Annotated in this window: 19 protein-coding genes; 13 read left to right on the top strand and 6 right to left on the bottom strand. The window is 58.9% G+C overall.

The genetic code is table 11. The features are described 5' to 3' along the window. The 3 genes from AAAB35_RS29520 to AAAB35_RS29530 all read left to right on the top strand — a co-directional run. Positions 1–857: betaine/proline/choline family ABC transporter ATP-binding protein (locus tag AAAB35_RS29520; protein WP_340671891.1), on the top strand; the 857-nt coding region annotated here is incomplete at its 5' end. A 217-nt stretch (positions 858–1,074) separates the two neighbouring features. After that, the gene (locus tag AAAB35_RS29525; RefSeq protein ID WP_340671893.1) at positions 1,075–2,655 is read left to right on the top strand and encodes a trimethylamine methyltransferase family protein; all 1,581 of its coding nucleotides are present in this window, start codon (positions 1,075–1,077) and stop codon (positions 2,653–2,655) included. A gap of 56 nt (positions 2,656–2,711) precedes the next feature. Next, entirely contained in the window at positions 2,712–5,288 is a 2,577-nt protein-coding gene (locus AAAB35_RS29530) for an FAD-dependent oxidoreductase (protein WP_340671895.1), read from the top strand. On the opposite strand, the gene AAAB35_RS29535 is transcribed toward AAAB35_RS29530, so the two are convergent. Further along, the gene (locus AAAB35_RS29535; RefSeq protein WP_340671897.1) at positions 5,265–6,032 is read right to left on the bottom strand and encodes a PhnD/SsuA/transferrin family substrate-binding protein; all 768 of its coding nucleotides are present in this window, start codon (positions 6,030–6,032) and stop codon (positions 5,265–5,267) included. The two genes, AAAB35_RS29530 and AAAB35_RS29535, sit on opposite strands and share 24 nt — an antisense overlap. 6 nt (positions 6,033–6,038) lie before the next feature. Beyond that, positions 6,039–6,968, bottom strand: coding sequence for a fatty acid desaturase (locus AAAB35_RS29540; protein ID WP_340671899.1), 930 nt, complete (start codon positions 6,966–6,968; stop codon positions 6,039–6,041). 223 nt (positions 6,969–7,191) lie between these two features. On the opposite strand from AAAB35_RS29540, the gene AAAB35_RS29545 reads away from it, so the two are divergent. Together AAAB35_RS29545 and bmt are read left to right on the top strand one after the other, a co-directional pair. After that, positions 7,192–8,022 carry a helix-turn-helix transcriptional regulator gene (locus tag AAAB35_RS29545; protein WP_340671900.1) on the top strand — a complete coding sequence of 277 codons (831 nt, stop codon included), beginning with the start codon at positions 7,192–7,194 and terminating at the stop codon, positions 8,020–8,022. A 113-nt stretch (positions 8,023–8,135) separates the two neighbouring features. Next, complete coding sequence (gene bmt / locus AAAB35_RS29550; protein ID WP_340671902.1) at positions 8,136–9,149, top strand: betaine--homocysteine S-methyltransferase; 1,014 nt, start codon at positions 8,136–8,138, stop codon at positions 9,147–9,149. Between the two features lie 73 nt (positions 9,150–9,222). Here bmt and AAAB35_RS29555 read toward each other — a convergent pair whose 3' ends face one another. The 3 genes from AAAB35_RS29555 to AAAB35_RS29565 all read right to left on the bottom strand — a co-directional run bounded on the left by AAAB35_RS29555 (position 9,223) and on the right by AAAB35_RS29565 (position 12,348). Next, positions 9,223–9,828 (bottom strand): PadR family transcriptional regulator, encoded by a 606-nt coding sequence (locus AAAB35_RS29555; RefSeq protein ID WP_340671904.1) that lies wholly within the window; start codon positions 9,826–9,828, stop codon positions 9,223–9,225. Between the two features lie 141 nt (positions 9,829–9,969). Further along, the gene (locus AAAB35_RS29560; RefSeq protein ID WP_340671906.1) at positions 9,970–10,638 is read right to left on the bottom strand and encodes a hypothetical protein; all 669 of its coding nucleotides are present in this window, start codon (positions 10,636–10,638) and stop codon (positions 9,970–9,972) included. A gap of 123 nt (positions 10,639–10,761) precedes the next feature. Continuing rightward, complete coding sequence (locus AAAB35_RS29565) at positions 10,762–12,348, bottom strand: trimethylamine methyltransferase family protein (protein ID WP_340671909.1); 1,587 nt, start codon at positions 12,346–12,348, stop codon at positions 10,762–10,764. 276 nt (positions 12,349–12,624) lie between these two features. On the opposite strand from AAAB35_RS29565, the gene AAAB35_RS29570 reads away from it, so the two are divergent. Beyond that, positions 12,625–13,320, top strand: coding sequence for a B12-binding domain-containing protein (locus AAAB35_RS29570; RefSeq protein ID WP_340671910.1), 696 nt, complete (start codon positions 12,625–12,627; stop codon positions 13,318–13,320). 107 nt (positions 13,321–13,427) lie between these two features. On the opposite strand, the gene AAAB35_RS29575 is transcribed toward AAAB35_RS29570, so the two are convergent. Further along, complete coding sequence (locus AAAB35_RS29575) at positions 13,428–13,583, bottom strand: entericidin (protein WP_340671911.1); 156 nt, start codon at positions 13,581–13,583, stop codon at positions 13,428–13,430. Between the two features lie 91 nt (positions 13,584–13,674). On the opposite strand from AAAB35_RS29575, the gene AAAB35_RS29580 reads away from it, so the two are divergent. The 7 genes from AAAB35_RS29580 to AAAB35_RS29610 all read left to right on the top strand — a co-directional run. Continuing rightward, positions 13,675–14,277 carry a DUF1638 domain-containing protein gene (locus AAAB35_RS29580; protein WP_340671912.1) on the top strand — a complete coding sequence of 201 codons (603 nt, stop codon included), beginning with the start codon at positions 13,675–13,677 and terminating at the stop codon, positions 14,275–14,277. 47 nt (positions 14,278–14,324) lie between these two features. Beyond that, positions 14,325–14,906: a DUF4893 domain-containing protein gene (locus tag AAAB35_RS29585; RefSeq protein WP_340671913.1), complete on the top strand. Its 582-nt coding sequence runs from the start codon at positions 14,325–14,327 to the stop codon at positions 14,904–14,906. A 69-nt stretch (positions 14,907–14,975) separates the two neighbouring features. Beyond that, positions 14,976–15,644 (top strand): exopolysaccharide biosynthesis protein, encoded by a 669-nt coding sequence (locus AAAB35_RS29590; protein WP_340671914.1) that lies wholly within the window; start codon positions 14,976–14,978, stop codon positions 15,642–15,644. Positions 15,645–15,761: 117 nt separating this feature from the next. Beyond that, positions 15,762–16,064 (top strand): virulence factor, encoded by a 303-nt coding sequence (locus tag AAAB35_RS29595; protein ID WP_340671915.1) that lies wholly within the window; start codon positions 15,762–15,764, stop codon positions 16,062–16,064. Positions 16,065–16,080: 16 nt separating this feature from the next. Continuing rightward, a complete protein-coding gene (locus AAAB35_RS29600) occupies positions 16,081–16,953 on the top strand; it encodes a methylenetetrahydrofolate reductase (RefSeq protein WP_340671916.1) in 873 nt (290 codons plus the stop codon). Between the two features lie 10 nt (positions 16,954–16,963). Then, a complete protein-coding gene (locus AAAB35_RS29605; RefSeq protein WP_340671917.1) occupies positions 16,964–17,932 on the top strand; it encodes a methyltetrahydrofolate cobalamin methyltransferase in 969 nt (322 codons plus the stop codon). Between the two features lie 142 nt (positions 17,933–18,074). After that, on the top strand, positions 18,075–18,555 hold a 481-nt coding region (locus AAAB35_RS29610), incomplete at its 3' end, for a 2Fe-2S iron-sulfur cluster-binding protein (RefSeq protein WP_340671918.1).

The following is an 18,555-nucleotide window of genomic DNA, read 5'->3' on the forward strand; positions in this document are numbered from 1 at the left end:
AGTCGACCCTCATTCGCCACATCAACCGGCTCATCGACCCGACATCGGGCGAGGTGATCATCGATGGCGCCGATGTCTGCAAGATGAACCAGAACGATCTTCGCGAGTTTCGCCGCCACAAGACCGCAATGGTGTTTCAGAAATTTGCCTTGCTGCCGCACCGCACCGTCCTTGACAACACGGTCTACGGTCTCGAAATCCAGGGGTTGCCCCGCGACAAGCAGGAGCAACAGGCCCGTCGCTGGATCGAGCGCGTCGGTCTCAAGGGCTTCGAGGGTCATTATCCGAACCAGCTTTCGGGCGGCATGCAGCAACGCGTGGGTCTCGCCCGCGCCTTGACCAACGACGCACCGATCCTCCTGATGGACGAAGCCTTCTCGGCGCTCGATCCACTCATCCGCATGGACATGCAGTCGGTGCTTCTCGACCTACAGAAGGAAATCCGCAAGACCATCGTCTTCATCACCCATGATCTCGATGAGGCGCTCCGCCTCGGCGATCGCATCGCCATCTTGCGTGATGGCGAAGTCGTGCAGCAGGGGACCGGCCAGGACATCGTGCTGCAGCCGGCGGACGAATACATTTCCAACTTCGTCAAAGAGGTGAACCGCGGCCGCGTCATCATGGTCGATACGATCGCGACGGCAGCAGGCGCGCCGGCAATGACCGGTGGCGTCACGGTTCGCAGCGGAACGATCCTCGAAGATGCGGCCAAGACCATGACCGACGCCAACCAGCAATATGCGACGATCGTGGATGACAACGGCAAGCCCACCGGCGTCATCAGCATGAACAGTCTGATTCAGGCTATGGTTACGCCCATCAGCCACCTCACGTCGAAGGCAGCGGCGGAGTAGCCGATCCTTACGCTTCGTTGCGGGTGTTCACCCCCTCCTCGCCCGAAATGGCAGAGGGGGTGAGGCCCGGAAAAATCACCGCCTATTCCTCCTCAATTCCCCACTGTCCAATGTCGCTTCCTTTGCGCTCAGCGTCGCTCACGCCGCGCACGCTTAATCGCGCTCTGGCGATAGTGGCGACAGCGCACGTACAGCGTGCAAGCGAAGGGCATGGGCAATGAGCGAACCTGCAATTGAGATCGAAACGAATAGTTCACCGCGGGATCATGGCCGACGTGGCGGCCGGGCGCGGCCGCGAAGCATCGAGAGCGGCGCATTCGATCAGCCGCCGTTTCGCCAGCTGAAAATTCCCTTCACGCCGACCAAGATCGTTTCGGACGACGAATTGGAATCGATCCATGAAGCGTCGCTGCGAGTCTTGCAGGAAATCGGCGTCGAGGTACTCCATGACGGCGCGCGCGATATCATGAAAAAGGCCGGCGCGGATGTCAGGCCCGGCTCGATGCGCGTTCATTTCGACAAGGACATGATCCTCGAATTTGTCGGAAACGCGCCTTCCGAATTCACACTGCACGCCCGCAACCCCGCACATAATGTCCGCTTTGGCGGCAACAACCTGATTTTCGCACAGATGGGGTCGGCGCCCAATTGCTCCGATACTGACAATGGCAGGCGCTCCGGCAACCAGGCGGACTTCCGAAATTTCATCAAGCTCGCCCAGATGCACAATATCATCAATACCACCGGCGGCTATCCCGTTGAGCCGATCGATATTCACCCATCGGTGCGGCACCTCGAATGCATTCGCGACCTTGCCACCCTCAGCGACAAGGCATTCCACATCTATTCGCTTGGCAAGGAACGCAATCAGGACGGCATTGAGATCGCCCGCCTCGCGCGCGGCGTCAGCCACGAACAGCTCCAACACGAGCCCTCCTGCTACACGATCATCAACACCAATTCCCCGCTCAAGCTTGATGTTCCAATGATGGAAGGCATCATCCAGATGTCCGGAAATGGTCAGATCGTCATAGTGACACCCTTTACGCTGGCCGGCGCGATGGCGCCCGTGACGATCGCTGGAGCACTCGTGCAGCAGAACGCGGAGGCGCTCGCTGGCATTTCATTTACACAGATGGTCAAGAAAGGCACCCCCGTGGGCTATGGCGGTTTCACCTCCAACGTCGACATGAAATCCGGTGCGCCGGCTTTCGGCACGCCCGAATACATGAAGGCGCAATTGGTCGGCGGCCAGCTCGCCCGCCGCTACGGCATCCCCTATCGCACTTCGAACGTCTGCGCGGCCAACACCGTGGATGCCCAGGCCGCCTACGAATCGGTGTTCTCCCTCTGGGGCGCCATTCAGGGCGGCGGCAATTTCATGCTGCATTCCGCCGGCTGGCTCGAAGGCGGCCTCTGCTGTTCCTATGAGAAAATGATCCTGGATTTCGACCTTCTGCAAATGGTAGCGGAGTTCCTGACCCCGCTCGACCTCTCGGAAGATGCGCTCGGCGTCGACGCCATGCGCGATGTCGGTCCTGGCGGACATTTCTTCGGCACGGCCCACACGCAATCACGCTATAAGACGGCTTTCTATGCGCCGATCATCTCCGACTGGCGCAACTATGAGACCTGGCAGGAAGCTGGCTCGCCGATTGCGATCGAACGGGCGAACCGTGTCTGGAAGGAGCGCCTCGCCACCTACCAGAAGCCGGAGATTGATCCAGCGGTTGAAGAAGCAATCAACGCCTTCGTTGCACGTCGCAAATCGGAAGGCGGGGCGCCAACGGACTTCTGACTTGAATCCAAGTCTCAACGCATTGAATCACTTTTCCATAGACGAGGCATAAGAGTATGAAATCGCACGTTAAAGCAGTTGTCATCGGCGGTGGTGTGGTCGGGTGTTCCGTACTCTACCATCTTGCGCGCGCGGGTTGGACCGACGTGATGCTGATCGAACGCTCCGAACTGACGTCGGGCTCTTCCTGGCACGCCGCCGGCGGTTTCCATACGCTCAATGGCGATCCGAATGTCGCCAAGCTTCAGGCCTATACGGTCAGCCTCTACAAGGAGATCGAAGAGCTTTCCGGGCAGTCGTGCGGCCTGCACCTGACGGGCGGCGTCATGATGGCGGATTCGCCGGAGCGCATGGATTTCCTGCGCCTCGCCCATGCGCGCGGCCGCTATCTCGGTATGGACACGGAACTGATCACGCCGTCTGAGGCGAAGGCCATGTTCCCGCTCATGGATGAGACGAATTTCGTCGGCGCCATGTGGGATCCCGTCGAGGGCCATCTCGACCCTTCAGGCACCACGCACGCCTATGCGAAGGCGGCGCGCAAGCTCGGCGCTGAGATTACCCTGCGCAATCGCGTCGTCGAACTGACCCAGGAGAGCGACGGAACGTGGAACGTCGTCACCGAACAGGGGACCGTGAAGGCGGAACACGTCGTCAACTGCGGCGGCCTCTGGGCCCGCGAAGTCGGCCGCATGGTCGGGCTCGAACTGCCGGTCCTCGCCATGGAACACATGTATCTTCTTACCGAGGACGTTCCGGAGGTGATGGAGTTCAACAAGTCCACCGGACGCGAACTCATCGGCGTCATGGATTTCAAGGGCGAGATATATACCCGCCAGGAACGCAACGGCATCCTGCTCGGTACCTATGAAAAGGCGGCGAAGCCATGGTCGCCCGTCAACACGCCATGGGACTTCGGCCACGAACTTCTGGCGCCGGATCTTGACCGCATTGCCCCTTCCCTCGAAGTCGGCTTCAAGCATTTTCCAGGTGTCGAGAAGGCCGGCATCAAGCAAATCATCAACGGGCCCTTCACTTTTGCGCCGGATGGCAATCCGCTAGTCGGCCCCGTGCCCGGCCTTACCAATTATTGGACGGCCTGCGCGGTCATGGCCGGTTTCAGCCAAGGCGGCGGCGTCGGACTTGCGCTTTCCAACTGGATGGTCCACGGCGAGCCGGGCTTCGATGTCTGGGGCATGGACGTTGCGCGTTTCGGCGAGTGGGCGACGCTGCGCCATACGAATGCCAAGGTGCGCGAGAATTATTCCCGCCGCTTCTCGATCCGCTTCCCCAACGAGGAACTGCCCGCGGGACGACCGCAGCAGACAACACCGCTTTATGACACGATGCTCTCTCAGAACGCCGTCATGGGCGATTCCTGGGGCCTCGAAACGCCGCTGTGGTTTGCTCCAAAGGGCACCGAACCGCGCGACATCGTCTCCTACCATCGTTCCAACGATTTCGAACATGTCGGAAACGAGGTCCGGGCGACACGCGCCGGCGTCGGCGTCACCGAAATCGCCAACTTCGCCAAATACGAAGTGACCGGCAGTGGCGCGGAAGGGTTCCTGTCGCGCTTGATGACGAATACCATGCCGATGACCGGGCGGCTCGTCCTTACGCCGATGCTCAACGAGGAAGGCAAGCTCATCGGCGATTTCACCATTGCAAAGGCCGCCGATGACCGTTTCCTTATTTGGGGCTCGTCCGCGGCCCAGCGTTACCATATGCGCTGGTTCCAGAAGCAGCAGCCAAAGGACGGCTCCGTTCATATTCACCGCTTCGACCAGACGTTGGTTGGCTTGGCGATTGCCGGCCCGAAATCCCGCGATCTGCTGGCCAGGCTGGTCGACGAAGACGTGTCCGGCGCTGCCTTCCGCTTCATGGATTTCCGCGAAATGGCGGTGGGCGGCGCGCCTTGCAAGGTCAACCGCATTTCTTATACGGGTGATCTTGGTTACGAGATCTGGATGGAACCGGCCTATCAGCGGCTTGTCTATAAGGCGATCAAGGATGAAGGCGCCGAATTTGGGATCGTCGATTTCGGCATGCGTGCCCTGCTCTCGATGCGGCTAGAGAAGAATTTTCCGACGTGGTTCCGCGAATTGCGCCCGATCTACGGCGGCTATGAGGGATCGATGGACCGCTTCATCAAGCTGTCCAAGAACGATTTCATCGGTCGGGGACAGGCCGCGAAGGAGAAGGCCGAGTTCGATGCCGGCACCAGCACGAAACTTCGCCGCGTCTCGTTCATCATCGACGTGCCGCATGGCGAAGGTGCCGCCGACGTGATGGGCGACGAGCCGATCTGGGCGAAGGTTTCGAAGGACTACGGTACCGTTCAGGCCGGTCATGGCGTCGGCGCACCGCGCTTTGATGCATCGGGTGAAGTCGTCGCCAATGCCAGCGACAAGGGCGCGGTTCAGGGCGACTGGCGCGTCGTTGGCTGGGTCACTTCAGGCGGTTATGCCCATTTCGTTCAGCATTCCATGGCGCAGGGCTACGTGCCGGCGGAACTCGCGACGAGCGAAGCTGAAGCGCTGTTCGAGGTGGAGATCCTCGGTGTCCGTCGTGCGGCCCGCATCAATGTCGAGCCACCTTTCGATCCTTCAGGCGAAAAGATGCGTGGGTAGCGGCAGGGCTGAAATAAACGGCAGGCCCCTGCGCCTGCCGGTCCAGCCGACAACGATAAGGGCGCCTGCCGCCTCATCGAAGCGCTGACTCCATGCCCAGGACTTGCAGTCGATGGCGGCTATGTCTGCCTTGCCCGACGCGACCACCTTGACCGAGGCGCGGTGCCCGCCTGTCTCGACCATACTGTCAAACATTGCGAATGTTTCGCCCTCGGCCAACAGGTCGCGTTGCAGCGCCAGATAACCTGACATTGAATCGAGGCTGTTGAAGGCAAACCGTTTACCGCGCAGCAAATCCAGCGGGAGGATGGGCTTTCCGTCGTTTGGGGCAGCGACCGCTCGCCCCTCGCCGCGACGCATGACGAGCGCGCTCGAATAAAGCGCACCCTCCCCGCCCTCAATACCCGAATAATCATCCTGCCCGGCAAAATGCACGTGGGATTGAAGTCCAAATTCCATCGGCCCCCAGCAGGTTTGCGTGATCAGAAGCGCCGGGTGACGCCACAGAGTGGGAAGATCGAGTTCGTCGGGGGGCAGCGTTGCCGGGTCCGGCGCTATCACATTGCCTGTCTGGTCTCTTATGCCGCCAGGAACCGCCGGAAGATCGGCATTGCGGTAGACGAGTTCCTCCGGCGCATCGTAGCCGTTGGCCCGCAGGATGGCGCGCATCCTCGACCATTGCGCTTCAAGGTCAGAACGCAATTCCGGCCAGTCATACATCGGCAAAGCCGCGACAAGCTTCATGCAACGCTACTCTTTGGGCGGCTCGGCAGGGATTGGCACAGTCGATCCACCCTGAAGGCTGATACCATGCGCCCGCGGCCGGAAAGCGCGCCCGGGCGCCGGTTCACGCCGCAGGACAGGATGAACAACATCCTGCTTCCTGCGGAAGGCGTAAGCCCGCAGGATCTCAAAGTAGTTGCGGAAGACATAGCCGCCATTCATCCTCTGCCATTCATCGCGCTGCTCGCGATAGAGCTCAGGCAAATCATACCATGGTACAGTCGGGCGCTTATGATGGACGAAGTGCAGGTTGTTGTTAAGGAAGATAAGGGCCAGGGGCGACTTTTCGACGATGACCGTGCGACCGTCAGGCCGCTCGGACCATTGATGCTCGCAATAGCTGCGGATCGAGATGATCGCGAGGCCCAAATAGACGGAGGTCAAGGCGTAGAGCCAAAGCGGAATTCCGAAAACGAACCAGACAATGGCAAGCGTTGGCACAAGGCCGAGCCCATGCAACATCCAGGCCATTTGCGTCTTCTTGTCGCCGCCCCGCACCAGCTTCACATCGCTGATAACGAAACCGACAATCATGAGCAATGGGCCGATGACAACGCGTCCCACCAGAGAATTGTTGAAATTGAGGAGAACCTTCACGAAGCCCGGCAGCCTGTCCCAGTCGCGAAGGGCGCGGTAATAGCTTTCCGGATCGTCGTAAGGATCGGTCAATCGTTCATCCGCGTGATGCTGGAGGTGCAGATGCTTGTAGCGGCGATAGGGAAAGACAAGTCCGATCGGCAGCGAAACGACGAGTTCGTTGATTGTGCCATTGCGGGTCGGATGACCGTGAAGCGCTTCATGCTGCAGGGATGAATGAAACGCGACAGCTATCCCCATCAGCGCCAGAGCCACAATCGGCAGGCTCGGATAGAGAAAATATCCCCCTAACAACCACATTCCATAGCATGCCGTGAGAAGCGCAATGGTCGGCCACTCAATGCCGAGATGTTTTCGGGGATGTTGAGATCGGGATGCGGGTATTTCTGTATGTCTTTCTGATTCCATGATTTTCATGGTCTCATTGTCAGGAACTGTCAGCAATGCGACAATCGTGAGAAAGTGTTGATTTTGGTCACCAAATGGCGCACTTGTTGCTAATTATAAACAAACGGGTGCTTTTGTGGATAAGCGCGACCTTGCACGTCTTTTTCAGGAACGGATCAAGAGCCTGCTGGCTCGTAGTGGCGAAAACCAGTCGTCCTTCGCTGCATCGGTCGGCATAGACCGTTCTGCCCTCTCCCAGCTTCTCTCCGGACAATCGACGCGGTTGCCACGCGTCGAGACTTTGCTCAACATTGCGGAGCGTCATTCGGTATCGCTCGATTGGCTGCTTGGCCTCAGCCAGGATGAAGGAATTACCGGCGAACTACGGCCCAGTCTCGAAATCGAGCAAGGTTTTGACAATCAGACGTTGCTGGTAAAATGGCATGCGGAAGCAACCGGCACGAAAATACGCTATGTGCCGGCCCGCATTCCCGATCTTCTGCGCACACAGAGCGTGATCGCCTACGAGACCTCCATGGTCCATCGCGACCCCGCCATTCAAATGAGCGAAACCGCGTTTCGTCTCGACTACAATCGCCAGCCCGGTACGGACATGGAAGTATGCATGCCGTACCAGACACTGCAGGATTTCGCCGCGGGATGCAGCCTCTGGAGCGACCTGCCACGCAAGGCCCGCGTTGAACAGTTGCAGCACATGGCGTCATTGCTCGATGAGTTGTATCCATCCTTCCGGCTTTATTTGTTCGACGGACGGGAACGCTATTCCGTTCCCTATACGGTATTTGGCCCCTACCGCGCCGCGATCTTTGTCGGCGAGATGTACCTGGTCCTTTATACGACCGAAGCCGTGCTGACGATGCAGCGCCACTTCGATGGGCTGATCCGCGTTGCCAAGGTCAATGCCCACGAGGTGGCGGCCTACGTTGCCTCCCTGAAGGTGAGTTAAGGTCTCTTTGCAGATTTCCGACCCCTTTCATGGCTTCAATGTCGCAAAGAAGCATTGACCACATATAAAGACTTCCTTATATGGTTATCTAGTTTATCCTCCAGGAATGTCCCATGACCATTCATAATCCACTCGCTGAACTGATCGCCGAAAAGGGCGTGCTTCTGGCCGACGGCGCAACCGGCACGAACCTGTTCGCATCGGGCCTTGAAGCGGGTGAAGCGCCGGAACTCTGGAACGAAGCGCAGCCGGATAAAATCACCGCCCTGCACCAGGGTTTCGTCGATGCTGGCGCCGATATCATTCTTACCAATTCCTTCGGTGGCACGCGCCACCGGCTGAAGCTGCATCACGCGCAGGATCGCGTGTTCGAACTCAATAAAAAGGCGGCGGAACTGGCTCGCGAGGTCGCGGACAATGCCGGCCGCAAGGTTATCGTCGCCGGCTCCGTCGGCCCGACGGGCGAACTTCTCGTCCCTCTTGGTGCACTCACCGAAGACGATGCCGTCGCTGCCTTCACCGAGCAGCTTGAAGGCCTCAAAGCTGGCGGCGTCGATGTCGCCTGGATCGAGACCATGTCGGCCCCCGGTGAAATCCGTGCGGCCGCGGAGGCTGCCGTCAGGGTGGGCCTTCCTTACGTCTATACCGGATCGTTCGATACAGCCGGAAAGACCATGATGGGTTTGCCGCCAAAGGAAATCCACGGCGTTGCCGAAGGCCTCGGTGCCAAGCCGATTGCCGTCGGCGCCAATTGCGGTGTTGGAGCGTCCGATATCCTTGCTTCGCTCCTCGATATGAGCGAAGCCGATCCTTCAGCAACAATTGTGATCAAAGGCAACTGCGGCATTCCTGAATTCCGCGGCTCGGAGATCTTCTACTCGGGCACGCCCGATCTGATGGCGGATTACGCTCGCCTCGCCATCGATGGCGGCGCCAAGATCGTTGGCGGCTGCTGCGGAACCTCGTTCGAACATCTCGCTGCCATGCGCAGGGCGCTGGACAGTCACGTCGGCGGCCCGCGCCCGTCAGTGGAGACGATCGTCGAGACCATTGGACCAATGCGCAACAAGCTCGCTGCCCACGCGGACGATACGCCCCGGCGTGAGCGGCGCGGGCGCCGCGGTTAGTCACCGCATCTCAAGGATATAAAAAAACCGGCAGCCTTGGCTGCCGGTTTTTGTTTCAGTTCATTGCGGATGTTTAGAGATCTTCGATCTCGCGACGTACCTTCTTCAGAATTTCCCGCAACTGCTCGGCCTTTTCAGCCGTCAGCGAACCACTGCGCAGTTTCGAATGAAGCGCGAAGCGCAAAGCATGCATCTCCTCACCCAGTGCTGCACCGCGTATCTCGCCCGAAGCGTCGTCAAGCTGCGCGTTGATCTTGTCGAGTTCCACGCGGTTTTCTTCGAGATAGGCAAGCCCCTGCTCCGTGATCGTGTAAAGCCGCTTGTTGCCGTTGGTGGTGGAGGTAACGAGATCGGCCTCCTCCATCATCTGCAGCATCGGATAGATCGCGCCTGGACTGGGGCTGTAAGCGCCCTGGAAGCGCGCCTCGAGCGCCTTGATAACGTCATAGCCGTGACGCGGCTCTTCCGCGATGAGGCCAAGGACGACGAGGCGCAGGGCACCCGGATCGAACATGCGCGGACCGCGACCGCCAAACGGTCCTCCGCGATGCCGTCCGAACGGACCACCGCGACCGCGACCGCCGAACCGTCCGCCACCTTCCTGCGAACCCGCCATCCTATCCATTCGGGACCAGTGATCGCCGCCATGGCCATGGTGTTGTCTGCAATGATTATGCATGAGAATTTCTCCTAGTTATTACTTCAGTACGTCATATCTAACAAACGATATATCTTTAATCAAGGCAACGATATATCTTTGGACAGTAATTGCTGTCATCGCTTTGAAAACGCATCGTTATTTTTATTGAAGATAGCATTCTTAGTCGCCTGCGAAGGCGGCCATATGAAAGCGCTGCTGCTCTGAGACGTAGCCGTACTGCCGTCCGACCGGGCACGCGAGGCGCGCACGGCACCCTCCATCCAAGCAAGTTCCACCCGGCTCTGTAGCAAGGTAATCGCGGCAGCGTGCGACCGCATACACCTCGCCATCAAAGGCATCGACAGGGCATGCGTTGAGGCATGGCTTCTCCATGCAGGTATCACACGGATGGCCGCGCTCGTGCCGGGGCGCAAATGCGACGGGTTGCGGAAAGATCAGCGCGCCCCGAAACGCCTGCCAGAGGCCATATTGCGGGTGGATCAATAGCCCGAGCGGCGAAGGCCGCAGCCCTTCGGCGCGCATGGCCCATTGCTGGAACGGTAAATATGGTCGATCTGACGGAAACACGGCGCTCCCGCCAAACTGCGTGGCTATCGCATTGAGGATCCGCTTCGACCAGGAATCGAGTGGATCCGCGACGTTCGGGTGGAGCCGTCGCCAAGCGCTGAAATGCGGCCAGATCGATGAACCGAAATGGCCGACGAGAACGATACTTTGGGCGCGAGTGCCGTCAGCGAGTTCGGGTGCCCGGTCGAGGCTGCCAAAAACAAAGCCGCCGCGCGGAACAAGGCCATGGGGTTCCAGCGCGGCGGCGATTTCGTCAAGCATCGGGGTCAGTGCCTAACAATCCGATCGAAATAGTCATTCGCCGCCTGAACCCTTGATTGCAGAGGCCCAGACTTCCTTGTGGATCAGATTGGCCACTTTAGCCCGGCCGTCCTCGGGCTTCTTTCAAGTGAAAGCGTCAGGCATCGAGGCCTTCTTCTTGGCGATGTACTCCTTGAGCGATTCATCGATTGCCGGATCGAGATAGGGACCCTCATAGGCGTCGAGCCAGCGCCGTGCGAGTTCATTGCCGCGCTGGTCAGCACGCTTTTCGCCCTCGGCCAGCCACTGCTCATACGAGTTGTTATCAGCGATGTTCGAGCGATAGAATGCCGATTGGAAATTGGCCTGCGTGTGGTCGCAACCGAGATAGTGGCTTCCAGGTCCAACCTGGCGGATTGCGTCCATCGCCTGACCGTTCTCCGAAAGATCGACCCCGGCGGCGAACTTCTGCGCCATGCCAAGCTGGTCGATATCCATCATGAACTTCTCATAGGAAGAGACCAGGCCGCCTTCGAGCCAACCCGCCGAATGCAATACAAAGTTCGTTCCGGCAAGCAGGGTCGAATTGAGGGTATTGGCGCTTTCATAGGCTGCCTGCGCGTCCGAAACCTTGGAGGCACAAAGCGAGCCGCCCGTACGGAACGGCAGGCCGAGCCGGCGCGCCAGCTGCGCGGCGCCGTAGGATACCAGTGACGGTTCCGGCGTGCCAAAGGTAGGCGCGCCCGACTGCATCGAAATGGACGAGGCGAACGTGCCGAAAATGACCGGCGCACCCAGGCGGATGAGCTGTGTCAAGGCCGCGCCCGCAAGCACCTCAGCAAGAATCTGGGTGAGCGTGCCGGCGACCGTGACCGGGCTCATGGCACCGGCAAGAATGAACGGCGTGACGATGCAGGCCTGGTTGTTGCGCGCATATACCTTCAAGGCGCCAAGCATCGTCTCGTCGAAAACCATCGGCGAATTGGCGTTGATCAGGCTGGTCAAGACCGTGTTCTCATCGAGATAGTTCTCGCCGAACACCAGCTTGCACATGGCGATCGTGTCTTCCGCTCGCTCCGGCGCGGTCACCGAACCCATGAACGGTTTGTCGGAATATTTGATATGAGCATAGATCATATCAAGATGACGCTTATTGACCGGTACATCGACCGGTTCGCAGACCGTGCCGCCCGAATGATGGATTGACGGCGCCATATAGGCCAGTTTCACGAAATTATTGAAATCCTCGATCGTCGCATAGCGACGATTGCCATCAAGGTCGCGAACAAAGGGAGGACCGTAGACCGGAGCGAACACAGTCGCGTCGCCACCGATCTGGACGGAACGCTCAGGGTTGCGTGCGTGCTGCGTATAGATCGATGGAGCCGTCTTCAAAAGGGAGCGCGGCAGGCCTTTCGGGAAGTGGACGCGTTCGCCCTTGATGTCGGCACCGGCTTCCTTCCAAAGCGCCAAGGCTTCTGCATCGTCGCGAAATTCAATACCGATCTCTTCGAGAACCGTATCGGCATTCGCCTCGATCAGCGCCAGGCCTTCTTCGTCAAGCACTTCGTAGGTGCGAATCTTGCGGTTGATATAGGTCAGTGACTTGCCGGGACCACCGCCGGAACGTGCCGCGCGGCGAGCGGCAGCACCACCAGTGGCGCCACGACCACGGCGTCCGCCGCCAGTCTCGGTTTCCGCGGGAGCATCGACGGGTGTTTCCTCAATCATTATCTTTCTCCAGGCGCGCGAGGCGCAGACTTTCAATCAATCCGACAAATCCTAACCGTCATGCCTGCGGGGGCGTTTCCGTGTGCGGCACATGATGGCGCATCGGGGACAAACATCCGGTCGTTTTCGTCATTTACAAGGTCGCTTTTAAGCAATGCGTTTTCAGCAACTTGCCCGATATGTTAAACGAATGCCAGCGAGCCACAAAGGACGGATATTATCTCATGTCACTCTGTGCTACGGACCTGTGCATAACGCTTGAAAGGAAGCAGACCCATGGCCGATGATGAAATCATTCTTTCGGAGCTTTCGGACGATGAACTCGTCGAGCAAATGCATGACGATCTGTACGACGGGTTGAAGGAAGAAATCGAAGAAGGCACCAACATTCTGCTCGAACGCGGATGGGTGCCTTACAAGGTGCTGACCGAAGCGCTCGTCGAGGGCATGCGGATCGTCGGCGAAGATTTCCGCGACGGCATCCTGTTTGTTCCCGAAGTCCTCCTCTCGGCCAACGCAATGAAGGCCGGCATGTACATTCTCCGCCCGCTTCTCGCCGCGACGGGCGCGCCGAAACAGGGCAAACTCGTCATCGGAACAGTCAAGGGCGATATTCACGACATCGGCAAGAACCTTGTCGGGATGATGATGGAAGGCGCAGGCTTCGATGTGATCGACCTCGGCATTAACAATCCCGTCGAAAATTACCTCGCTGCCATCGAAGAGCACCAGCCGGATATTCTCGGCATGTCGGCACTGCTGACGACCACCATGCCCTATATGAAGGTTGTCATCGATACGATGAAGGAAAAAGGTATTCGCGACGACTATGTCGTTCTCGTTGGCGGCGCGCCCCTCAACGAAGAATTCGGCAAGGCTGTCGGAGCGGACGCTTACTGCCGCGATGCCGCCGTGGCAGTCGAAACCGCTAAGTCGTACATGAAGCGCAAGCACAATCAGCTTTCGGCCTAGAAACGTGACCCAAGTAAAACGGCCGCTTCAACGGCGGCCGTTTTGTCATCAATGGAATAAGTAAAAATAAAATGGAAGCCCGGTCAGTAACGACCAGGAAAAACGGATCAATTCGCGGCCTTGGCGACTTTGCGACCTGCGCTCTCCGTTGCATTCACAGTATTAGCCGCATCGGCGCCCATACCGCGGATGGTATTTGCGCAACCGGCGAGAGCCACGACAGCAAGTACGGCGGCAATCGGAACGATACGTGATAGTTTCATAGACTGTGTCTCCCGTTCTGCTAGAATTAAATCCAACGCCCAGATAACGCGATGGAGCATCATCAGTTCCATGACTCTTCGGCAAAAGTCAATGAAATCAATAGAGACAGTGCGTGTCATCGCCTGCGGGATGATTGCGCGCGAAATACTTGCCATCCAAGAGCAATTCGGCCTTCGACATATCGAGTTGAAGTGCCTGCCGGCCATCTATCACCACTACCCGGACAAGATTGCTCCTTCGGTTGACCGAGCGATTGTCCGAGCAAAGGCCGAAGGCATTTCACGTATCTTCGTCGGCTATGCGGATTGCGGCACCGGAGGCATGCTCGACCAAGTATGCCGGAAGCATGGCGTCGAGCGTATCGAGGGCCCTCATTGCTTCTCGTTTTATACCGGAAATGAAGCATTCAGCGCGCAATGGGACGACGACATGACGTCGTTCTTCATGACCGATTTCCTCGCTCGGCATTTCGAGACGTTCATGGTAAAACCGCTCGGCCTCGACCGCCATCCGGAATTGCGCGACATGTATTTCAGCAATTATAAGAAGATGATCTATATGGCGCAGACCGACGACCCCGAGCTGAGTCGTAAGGCCGAAAAGGCGGCGGATTTCCTTGGCCTTGCCTATGAGCGCCGCTTCACCGGCTATGGCGATCTCGTGCCGGCTTTGACCGCAGCTGCAGCCCGCTAGACCACACACAGCAAATCAGCGAAATTCGCAGCATTCAAGGAGCCACTATGACCCGTCGCGCCACCCTCGCCACGATCCTCTGCCTCTTCCTGATGAGCAATGCCCAAGCGGATGGCGCGATCACGCGTCTTATCACCAAATCCGACAAGTTGCGACTTGACCAATATGAGGTGACGCGGACAAGCGCCGTCGATGCAGCCAGGAAAGGCGGCGGTTCGGGCGACGTCGAGCAGTTGAACGGGATTCTCGCCAAGCCCACCCTCGCTTTCAGCGAGGGCTTCGACATGGTTGGCAACTGGCAATGCCGTACGATAAAGCTTGGAAAACAACCGCCGCTAACGATTTACGACTGGTTCCGGTGCCGCGTTACTGACGATGGGTCGGGGTGGACGTTGGAGAAGGTGAGCGGTTCGCAGCGCACGAAAGGACGCTTCTATACGGAAAGCGACAAGCGCCTGACCTATCTCGGCGTTGGCTACGTGGCAGGCGAGAAGCCGAAACGCTATGGCGTCACGCCGGACAGCGATCAGGCGGGCTATGCCTATCGCACGGGCAAGGACGAGTTCCGAATCGAGTTTCCTGCCCCTGCCCGCGAATCCGTGCTGGATATCATCGAACTCAAGCGCTGAGACACTTTCGTCATTGCAATGTCATTATCGCCGCGCCATATGCGTCGGGACTTGAACCATGACGATAAGATGGCTGCCATCGACGCTAATAACGAAATAAAGCCGCACAGGCCGGACTTGCACGCGGCCGACAACGATCCCCGCTCGCTGTCCCAGGTCTTTGAGGATCTGTCGCAATCAGCAACGGAGCCGGTCTCGTTCGCCGAACTGGAAGATGCTTTCACAGATCGCAGCTTCGCAGCACTGCTCACATTCTTTGCCATCCTGAATCTGTTACCGCTACCGCCCGGTACCGGTGTCATTACCGGAATTCCGCTGGTCCTTCTTTCGGTGCAGATGGTCATGGGTCGCGAATCCGTATGGCTCCCCGCTTTCATGCGCGACAAGACCATATCGCCTGAACGGTTTCGCCTCGTCTCAGACAAGGTGGTTCCTTGGCTGCAATGGCTCGAACGATTTATCCGGCCGCGCAACTGGCCATTCGGACGCCGGCAGGGCGACCGCTGGCTCGGCGCATTCACCACCATACTCGGCATGTCGGTCGTCATTCCCATGCCGCTGTCGAACTGGCTGCCGGCCCTCGCAACAGTCATCATCGGGATCGCGCTTTGCGAGCGCGATGGAAGGCTGATGATTGCGGGGCTGACCCTTGGCATCGTCTCAATGAGCATCGTCTTCGGCATGGCCTTTGCAGCGGCAAGCGCCGTCAGCTATGCGGCGGCGTTCTGGCCCTTCTGATTGCTTGTCGCAAAAGCGCAAATGCGCCACGTCGCATTTGAGTGGGCGCGCGTCGTGAGATAGCAAGCTTAACCCCTGATATTCCGGCAAAAGGGTCGTCATCGGAGGTTGAATTGCATGGCTGATCTTATTGTCGTTTATTGGCGGGACATTCCCGCTCAAGTGACCGTCAAGAAAGGCCGCCAGGCAGCCAAGCGCGAGCTTTCCCTTCGATTTACCGAGGCCATCGACATGTGCGCGATGCGCATTGGCGCAAAGGATTCCGACGCCTATCTCGCGGAGTGGCGTCGCAGCACCCCGGTGCCGGTGAGTGATGATCTAGACGGCGAGGCTGATGCAGCCCTTGCCCGCATTGAGAATGAATATGATCGGGAACGCCTTGTGGCGCTTGTAAAGGCAGGTGGACATGACAATTCATGAATTGAAAGCGAAGCCAATGACAAAGATCGCAGCATCCATCGAAGTGGCGGCACGCCAGGCAATTGAATCGCAGGACCTGCCTGGTCTGTTTCCGGTTGGCACCCGCGTCTATATCACCGACATGGGCACCGATAGCGTCGATACGCTGACGGCAGCGGCCAAGCGCGTTCATGATCTCGGCTACAAGCCCGTGCCGCACTTTGCTTCGCGGCGCTTGTCGACCAAGGCCGCACTCGAAAGCCGCATTCGCCGCGCCGCTGAGGAAGCGGGCGTGACCGACGTCTTGGTCATCGGCGGCGGGCTTGAACGCCAGGCTGGTGAATTCTCCTCGACCATGGAAGTCCTGGAGACCGGCTTTTTTGACAGATACGGCATCACTGAAATGGGCGTCGCCGGTCACCCCGAGGGCAGTCCCGAATTCTCTGAAGCAGTCGCAATCGAAGCATTGCGCCTGAAGAAGAATTTTGGCGAGCGCACGGGTGCAAAGCTACGCGTCGTCACCCAATTCGGGTTCGATGCCGATCGCTTCATCCGCTACGCTGAATCGCTGCGCGAACATGGCGTCGACCTGCCGGTCCATCTCGGCGTTGCCGGTCCCGCCAAGATTACGACGCTCATCAAGTATGCGGCCATGTGCGGCGTCGGCAACTCGATTAGCTTCCTGAAGAAGAATGCCCTTTCCCTGACCGCACTCGCTACGAGCCATTCGCCGGAAGGCGTTGTCGGCCCCATCGAGCAGCATGTCATTGCCAATCCGATGTCGGCGATCAAGCAGATCCACCTCTTCCCGTTTGGTGGCCTGAAAAAGTCGTCCGAATGGCTTGTCGAACGCGGCTCCTGGAACGTACACAGCGCTTCCCATACAACCGCAAACGCAGCAGCCAGCTGAGGATTATTGAATGACCCGTACGATTGTTGCCTCGGCGACCAGAGAAATCATCATCGGATTTGACCAGCCGTTCTGCGTTATCGGCGAACGGATCAATCCGACCGGCCGCAAGAAGCTCGCTGCCGAAATGGTCGCAGGCAACTTCGACACGGTGATCAAGGACGCGCTGGAACAGGTTGCCGCCGGCGCGACCATGCTTGATGTCAACGCGGGCGTCACCGCCGTCGACCCCAATGCCACGGAGCCGGCCCTGCTCGTTAAGACCCTGGAGATCGTCCAGGGCCTCGTCGACGTGCCGCTTTCCATCGACAGTTCGGTGACGGCGGCCATCGAGGCCGCCCTGAAGGTCGCCAAGGGTCGTCCGCTCGTCAATTCCGTGACGGGCGAAGAGGAAAAGCTCGAAGCTATCCTGCCGCTCGTCAAGAAATACAACGTGCCCGTCGTCGCCATCTCGAATGATGAGACCGGCATCTCGATGGACCCGGACGTGCGCTTTGCGGTCGCGAAAAAGATCGTCGAACGCGCCGCCGACTACGGTATCCCGGCGCACGATATCGTCGTCGATCCGCTGGTCATGCCAATCGGGGCGCTTGGAGACGCGGGACGCCAGGTCTTTGCGTTGCTGCGCCGGCTGCGCGAAGAGCTCAAAGTCAACACGACCTGCGGCCTCTCGAACATATCGTTCGGCTTGCCGCACCGCCATGGCATCAATGCCGGTTTCATTCCGATGGTAATCGGTGCCGGCATGACGTCTGCGATCATGAATCCCTGCCGGCCGCAGGAGATGGAAGCAGTGCACGCTGCCAATGTTCTCAACGGTACTGATGCGAACTGCACCTACTGGATCAAGAAATACCGCGATCATCAGCCGGCGGCTGCCGGAGCGGCACCCGCTGCCGCTGCCTCGGTTCCGGCCGATGGCGCAGGCGGCGGACGCCGACGCGGTGGACGCGAGGCGCGGCGCGGCGCCGCAGGCTGAGCGTTTGCCTCAGCCAGACGGCCCGGTCTAACAAGGCGGTGGGTGGCAAAGCCACCCCTCGCCCGTGAGTTTTGGAGCATCGATCGTGAACGCACCCGTCAAAGCACCCGAAACATCGGCAAAAGAAGCGCTGGTTCTCTTCATGCCGTCGGGCAAGCGTGGACGCTTTGCAGTTGGAACGCCCATCCTCGAAGCGGCACGCAGCCTTGGCGTATATGTTGAGAGCGTCTGCGGCGGCCGTGCCACCTGTGGGCGCTGCCAGGTGGAAGTGCAGGAAGGCAGCTTTGCCAAGCACAAGATCGTCTCCTCACTCGAGCACATTTCGCCCAGGGGTGCGAAGGAAGATCGCTATGATCGGGTGCGTGGCCTGCCTGAAGGCCGCCGCCTGTCCTGTTCCGCCACGATTCAGGGCGATCTCGTCGTTGATGTACCCCAGGATGTCCAGGTTAACGCGCAGGTGGTCCGCAAAGCCGCCACGGACCGCGTTATCGAGCGCAATGCCGCCGTCCAGCTTTGCTATGTCGAGGTGGAGGAACCCGACATGCACAAGCCGCTTGGCGATCTCGACCGGCTGAAAGCAGTGCTGGAAAAAGACTGGGGCTGGAAGGACCTGCTCATTGCAC

Source organism: Phyllobacterium sp., assembly GCF_037994425.1.
In the GTDB taxonomy this organism is placed as follows: domain Bacteria; phylum Pseudomonadota; class Alphaproteobacteria; order Rhizobiales; family Rhizobiaceae; genus Phyllobacterium.